Raw genomic sequence first — 6302 nt, forward strand, 5'->3', positions numbered from 1 at the left:
CTGTCAAGCGGGTGAGGAAACCCCACCCGCCTACGCGGTGGGGTAGTTCATTGCTACAACTGCCGCTAAGCAAGCACCTACCCCGGTGAAAGACCCAGACAGGGCTGTAAGTCAACAAGTAAGCAGAACCTTGAGGCTCTGTCTCAAGGAACTGTCTAGGGGCGTCTTGACAGCGCCTTTGCGAGTCCGTCTGTGGACTGCGTAAGGATCCCCCAACTTTAGTCGGTGGGAGTGTCAACCCTGACCCTGTTGCTGATGGAACAGCCAACGCGCGGGTTGGACATTGAGTCGGCGCTGTGGGTCTGGAGTCAATTGCTGGAACGCGCCCAAGCAGGGACGGCTATTGTTTTTGCCTCGGCGGATTTGGACGAGATCTTGCCGTACAGCAACCAAGTCCTGGTGTTCAGCATCGGACAGGTTTCGGAACCCATGCCGGCGGCGGAGCTCACCGTTTCGCGGCTGGGGCAGTTGATGACTCTCCCCGTCCTGCCCAGCACCCACGCTTTGCTGGAGCATTTGTGAAGAGCATAGCAATCCAACAGAGCAAGGCTTAGAGTAGCAGTGGCCCCAAGCCTTTTTGCTCAAAGAATCCGGCCATGGGATCCCAGAATAACATTCCACCTGAGGGAGCCGAGCAGTCCCGCTCTTACTCGTTCAACTTCACCGTTTCGGGATCCCGGCAGCAGGTTTTGCGGGGGTTGCAAGCCTTGCTGGAGCTGGGTTTGCTGACGCCGGAGCACTTTCGCCATCTGGTGGAGCAGTATCGGCTGGAGGCGGAATCGGCGCCAGGAGCCACTTCTGTCGGCGGGGGGATCCCAGCCAGTCTGGGCTCGGCCTACGTGCTCTGGATTTTAGGTTTGTTCGGCCTTTGCGGTCTGCACCGCTTCTATCTGGGTCGCTGGCGCACAGGGCTGCTCTGGCTGCTGACTTTTGGGCTGCTGGGGATCGGCCAGCTCCTCGATTTGATCTGGATCCCGCAGATGCTGCGGGAAAGAAATGCTGGCTTGGCCGGCTCTGGGGTTGTCGTGGCGGGGGAAGAGCCGCCAGCCGAAACTAGGGAGCTCTCCTCTCCCCCGGGGATAGCTGTGTTGTTGCGCAACTTGCTGTCTGAGCTGAGCGTAGCTTGGCTGCTGCTCCTGGGCCTGTTTTTGGTGGTGGTCTCTTCGGGGGTGCTGGCGGCCAGCCGCTGGCAAGAGTTTTCCCCGGCAGCTCAGTACGGGGTGCTCTTGGCTTATACGGCGGCGTTTGGGGTGGGAGCGAGGTGGGCGCAGCGGCAGGACGGGCTGCGTCTGACAAGCCAAACTTTAGAGGCTGTTGCTTTGCTGCTGCTGCCGATCAACATGTGGGCGCTGGACGGGCTGGGGATCCCGTGGGGGATCCGAGCTGTTGCTTTGGGGTTACTCATAGGGATCCCGTGGGGAGCCTGGCGACGGGCCGACTTGCTGGGGGCGGGTTCTGCTTTCTACGGAACGTTGGTGAACTTCTTATCTCTTTCTGGTTTACACCTCTTCTGGAGCCTAGGGCCGCCGGAGTCTCGTCCCACCCTTGTCCTTGGGATCCTCTACTTGGGGATCCTCAGCACCGTGATTTACACCTGGAGCCGCCGCTCGCTGGAATTGCGGGGATCCCGGCTGTGGCTCATCGGGGCGGCTGGCTCCTTGTTGATCTTGCGGGGGCTGCTCTCAGGGCAGGTGCAGGTGTCGCAGTTGGGGTTGGCGGTGGCCCTCTTGGGTTGGCTGCCCCAAAGCCCGGCTGAGGACTACGAGCCGGCTCAGGTGGGGCGGCCCTGGTGGAGCGGGGTGCTGTTGATTTTGGGCTGGCTGCTGGCGGCCAGCGACTGGGGGGAGAACGCCTGGCAGGTGTTGGTCATCAGCCTGCTGGGAATCCGCTTCTTAGCGAGGCGACTGAGCCAACGTCAGCAGAGGGTGGAGTTGGCGCTGCTGTTTTTGCTGGGTCTGGAAACTGCCTGGGCCTTTTGGCAGGTGTGGCCGGCAAGCTGGCGGGAGAGCGTGCTGGCGCTGTTAACGGGTGGGTTGCAGCCCCTCGACTCTGTTTGGGGGCTGCTGGGGCTGGTGCTGTTGCCCTATGAGGTGCTGTGGCTGGGGCTGGCGGCCCGCTGGCAGCAGAGACCTCGGGAAGGCGAGGAGGCGGGTTTTGCGGCGCTGGCAGAACCGACGGAGCGCTTGGTGTTGGGGCTGGGCGGATCCCTCTTGCTTTTGAGCTTTCCCCAGCCGGCGATTTGCTTTTGGCATTTGCTGTTGAGTACTGGCATCCTGGCCTGGTGGCTGCGGCAGAAGTCCAGGGTTGGCGCTGGGTGGGTATTTCTGACCCATGCCTATGGGCTGGGGGCGCTTCTGGCCGGGATCCGCTGGCTTTGGCCTGATTGGAGCCTGTCCAGTTGGGGGGCCATCTTGCTGCTGCTGGGCTTGCTGGAATGGACGGGGCGGGTGGCGCTGGGCGGGCGGTTGTTGGCAGCCTCAGGACATTTTGGGGGACTGCCGGTGCGGCTGTGGCAGCAGAGCGCCGAAGGGATGGGGCTGGTGCTGCTGGGATCCAGCTACTTTGTGTTTTTGGCGCAGGGCACGGAGTCCATTGGCTGGCTGTGGCTGGCGGTGCCCTCGGTTTTGACGGCGGCGCAGGTGTGGGCCTGGCCGCCCCTGGCGTTTATGCCTCGCTGGTTGCAGATCCCGGAGCAAGGGGGATCTTTTTCTTGGCGACAAGGGATTCCGGCGCGGGGATCCCTGCGCCTTCTGGCGGTGCTTTCCCTGGTGATGGCCCAGGGGCTCACCCTCGGCAGGCCGGGCCTGGATCTGCTCGGGCTAGGGCTGGGAGTGCTGCTGCTGGCAACTCAGGTGTGGCTGTGGGCTTCTCCCTCTCCCAGTTCTCCTACTCCAGAAGCACTGCTGGCGGTGGCCTTTGGTGTAGGGATCGGCCTGGTGGGAATCAGCCGGCTATTGCCGACGCTCACGGAAGCGGAGTGGCTGCTGGCCTTGGCGGTGCTGGGGTTGCTCTTGAGCGGCTGTCGCTACGGAATTTTGCGCCTCTCTTCTCGCCTACAAGCCGCTTACCGACCGGCCCTGGATGGCTGGGGCCTGCTGTTGGGGTTGGTGCTCCTCTTTGCCCTCACAGTGGCGACAACGGCGGCCCTGGCGGATCCTTCTCGGCTCCCCATTTCCGTCGGCAAGCAGCCCATGTTCCCCGGCGCTCTGCCCTTGGCGGCTGGGGTGGCCCTGGTGGCGCTCGGCCTGCGGCTGGGGGTGGCTCTCTCAAGGGGTGGCTCGGCGGTCGTTGGCGCCGACGGGACGGACTCTGCCACCGGCTCGGTTTCCTGGGCGGTGGTGGAAGGGATCGCCTACGGGCTGATCTGGGCTTTGGAGCTGGGGGCGACCGGCATCCTGCTCTGGGTTGTGCAGGGATCCCGTCCCATCCTGCCTCTGTGGGCCGTCCTCAACCTAGGCTTGGGGATCCTCTTCTGGATAGGGCCGGAGAAACTCCTGTTCCCCGGCGGGGGAGAGCTCCTGCAGCGAGTCCAGACCCTGAGTTGCTGGAAGACAGGGCCGCTGATCTATGCCGGGCTGGGTTGGCTGGGATCCCATGCCCAGTGGAGCGAGCTGACGGGGGTGGGCAGCTTAGGCCTGGCCATCGTGTTGTTGGGCCTGGGGCAGGGGATCCCAGGGGCACAAGAGCAAGGTGGGGACTCCGTCCCACTTATGCGAACGGAAGAAGACCCTCCCGTCAACTGGAAGGGGATCCTGGGGGCCTGCGGGATGTCACTGGCTGCCTACGAGAGCTGGATTCACTTCCTGAGCCAGCAGACAGGGGGATCCTGGGGAGATGGACTGGTGCTGACCGCGTTGCTGGGATGGCTCCTGGCAGTGGTCTACCGCCTTTGCCCCCCTTGGCTGGTGGCGACCCTGCAGCTTAAAAGAGCTTGGCTGCGCTGGATGGCCTCGGCCAACTGGGCCCTGGCCAACCTCGTCCTTTGGCCTGCGCTTTTCGATCTTCGCCTCAGCCGGTGGGGGCGGCTCCTCTGGGTGCTGACGGGATCCGGCCTGGCGGCCTATGCCGCCGCCCAGGGGAGAAGATCGACGCCGGGATCCCCGACAGAGCCGGGCTGGCTGCCAACGGCCTGGTGCCACCTCAGCGCTTGGCAGGGAGTCGGCATCTGCCTGGGTAGTATGTGGCTGGGCTTCCCCAGCTTGAGGGTGGAGCAATGGGCCGGATCCCTGCTCTGTGGGCTGGGACTCCTCTATTACTTTCTGCCCTGGCAACGGTGGGGCTGGCCGGCGGATCCCTGGTCAAATACGGCCTTGGTGGCGCCGTTGCTGGCCCTGGTGGTGACGGCGGGCGGCGACAACAACAGCAATTTGTTGCTGGGGGCAGCCTACTACGCTTTCTTGGCCATCTGGCGCTCCCAGGTGCGCCTGGGCTACATCAGCTTGTTTTTGAGCAACTGGATCCTGTGGAATTACGGCTGGCAGCAGGATTGGGCTTCCCTGACCCTCTATGCCCTGCCTCTGGTGGGATCCCTGCTCTATGTGGCCCAGGTGGATCCCGGACTGCAACAGGCTGGTGCTCGAGAGAGTCGGCACCGGCTGCGGGCCTTCTCGTCGGGTCTATTGGTGTTGGTGACTTTGATCGAAACCCACGGGCAACTGGGGGCGGGGTTTTGGCCGGTGGGGCTGGGCTTGGCTTTGGGGGTACTGGGTTTGGCGCTGCGGGTGCGGGCCTACCTGTGGGCGGGCACCCTGGGCTTTGGCCTGGGCGTCTTGCGGCAGGGGTGGCTGTGGGTAACCACTGACCCAATCCTGTTGTGGGGGATGGGGATCTTGCTGGGGGTGCTCTTGATTTGGGCAGCAGCCAATTTTGAGCAGCGCCGAGAACAGGTGGGATCCCGGCTCTCTGCCTGGCTAGAGCAACTGCAGGGCTGGGAATAGAGATAAACTGGTGCCGGCGTCGCTCCATCAGATATGGCCCTCTTCCTGTCCAGCGCTGATCCGAAAGTGCCCCCCCAGTCAAGGTGGAAACAGCTCCTGCAGCAAATCCTGTTGCCTTGGCGGGAGTTCGACGGCATTTTGCTGGCCACGGTGCTGGCCTTGACGGGCATCGGCATCATCGCCATCCGCAGCGCTGTCTGGGAGCGTCCCATCAGCCACTACTGGCTGCAGCAGTTGATCATGGCCGGGATCAGCCTGGTGTTTTTGGCGATGGTGGCGCGGATCCCCTACGAGCGGCTGCTGCGCTGGCATTGGTTCACCTATGGCCTGACTTTGGCGGGCTTGATTGCAGTGCTCTTTTTCGGCACGGCGGGAGGAGGGGCAGAGCGGTGGATCTCCATTGCCGGCGTCCAGGTACAGCCTTCCGAGTTTGCCAAGTTGGGGGTCATCATCACCCTGGCGGCCATTTTGCACCACTGGCCAATCAAATACTTCAGCCAAATCTGGGTGGCTGTTGCCGTCGTCGCTCCTCCTTGGGTTTTGATCTTCCTGCAGCCCAACTTGGGCACCGCCCTGGTGTTTGTGGTGATCTTGCTGGTCATGCTCTACTGGGCCGGGGCCAAGGGCAGTTGGATCCTCCTGCTGCTGTCGCCGGGGGTGGGGGCCATTCTCTACGGCCTGCACACCCGCGCGGAGTTGAGCTGGATGCTCTGGGTCTGGCTGATCTGGTGCCTGGGCATGGCGAGCCTAGCGGCTTGGCGGCTGCCTTGGCGGTGGACAGGAGCGATGACCTTTGGAGTGATCAACCTGCTCTCCGGGCATCTGGGCCAGGTGGCCTGGCACATCCTCAAGCCCTACCAGCGGCGGCGGCTGGAGATTTTTATCGATCCCATGCAAGAGCCCTGGGGATCCGGCTACCACCTGATTCAATCTCGCATCGCCATCGGCGCCGGTGGGCTCTGGGGCCGTGGCATCCAGCAGGGCACCCAAACCCAACTGGACTTTATCCCCGAGCAGCACACCGATTTCATTTTCTCGGCCATTGGGGAAGAGATGGGCTTTGTCGGCACCCTGACGGTGCTGATCCTGTTTTGGATTCTGTGTGCGCGGCTGATCTGGATTGCCCAAGGAGCCAAGGACAATTTCGGGTCTCTCATTGCCATCGGGGTGTTGGCGATGATCCTCTTTCAGGCGGTAGTCAATATCGGTATGACGATTGGCTTGGCCCCCATCACCGGCCTGCCCTTGCCTTTTTTGAGCTATGGCCGCTCGGCTCTGTTGACCAACTTTCTGGCCATCGGCCTGGTGGAATCGGTGGTGATGCACCGCCAACGCACCACCTTTTTCAAGTAATTTCAAGAGTTC

3 protein-coding genes are annotated in these 6302 nt (G+C 62.9%); all 3 read left to right on the forward strand.

Annotated elements, in window-relative coordinates; all coding sequences use genetic code 11:
• Positions 1-231 precede the first annotated feature (231 nt).
• Entirely contained in the window at positions 232-522 is a 291-nt protein-coding gene (locus NW852_RS11780) for a hypothetical protein (protein ID WP_414364815.1), read from the forward strand.
• 74 nt (positions 523-596) lie between these two features.
• Positions 597-4937, forward strand: a complete 4341-nt coding sequence (locus NW852_RS11785; RefSeq protein ID WP_414426769.1) for an NINE protein — start codon at positions 597-599, stop codon at positions 4935-4937.
• Between the two features lie 33 nt (positions 4938-4970).
• A complete protein-coding gene (rodA, locus tag NW852_RS11790; protein ID WP_414333893.1) occupies positions 4971-6290 on the forward strand; it encodes a rod shape-determining protein RodA in 1320 nt (439 codons plus the stop codon).
• Positions 6291-6302 lie beyond the last annotated feature (12 nt).

The organism is Synechococcus sp. H60.1, from assembly GCF_047462335.1.
Lineage (GTDB): Bacteria > Cyanobacteriota > Cyanobacteriia > Thermostichales > Thermostichaceae > Thermostichus.

Coding starts and splice junctions, on each gene's coding strand:
- NW852_RS11785 (WP_414426769.1), top strand. CDS start 597: ATGGGATCCCAGAATAACATTCCACCTGAGGGAGCCGAGCAGTCCCGC.
- rodA (WP_414333893.1), top strand. CDS start 4,971: ATGGCCCTCTTCCTGTCCAGCGCTGATCCGAAAGTGCCCCCCCAGTCA.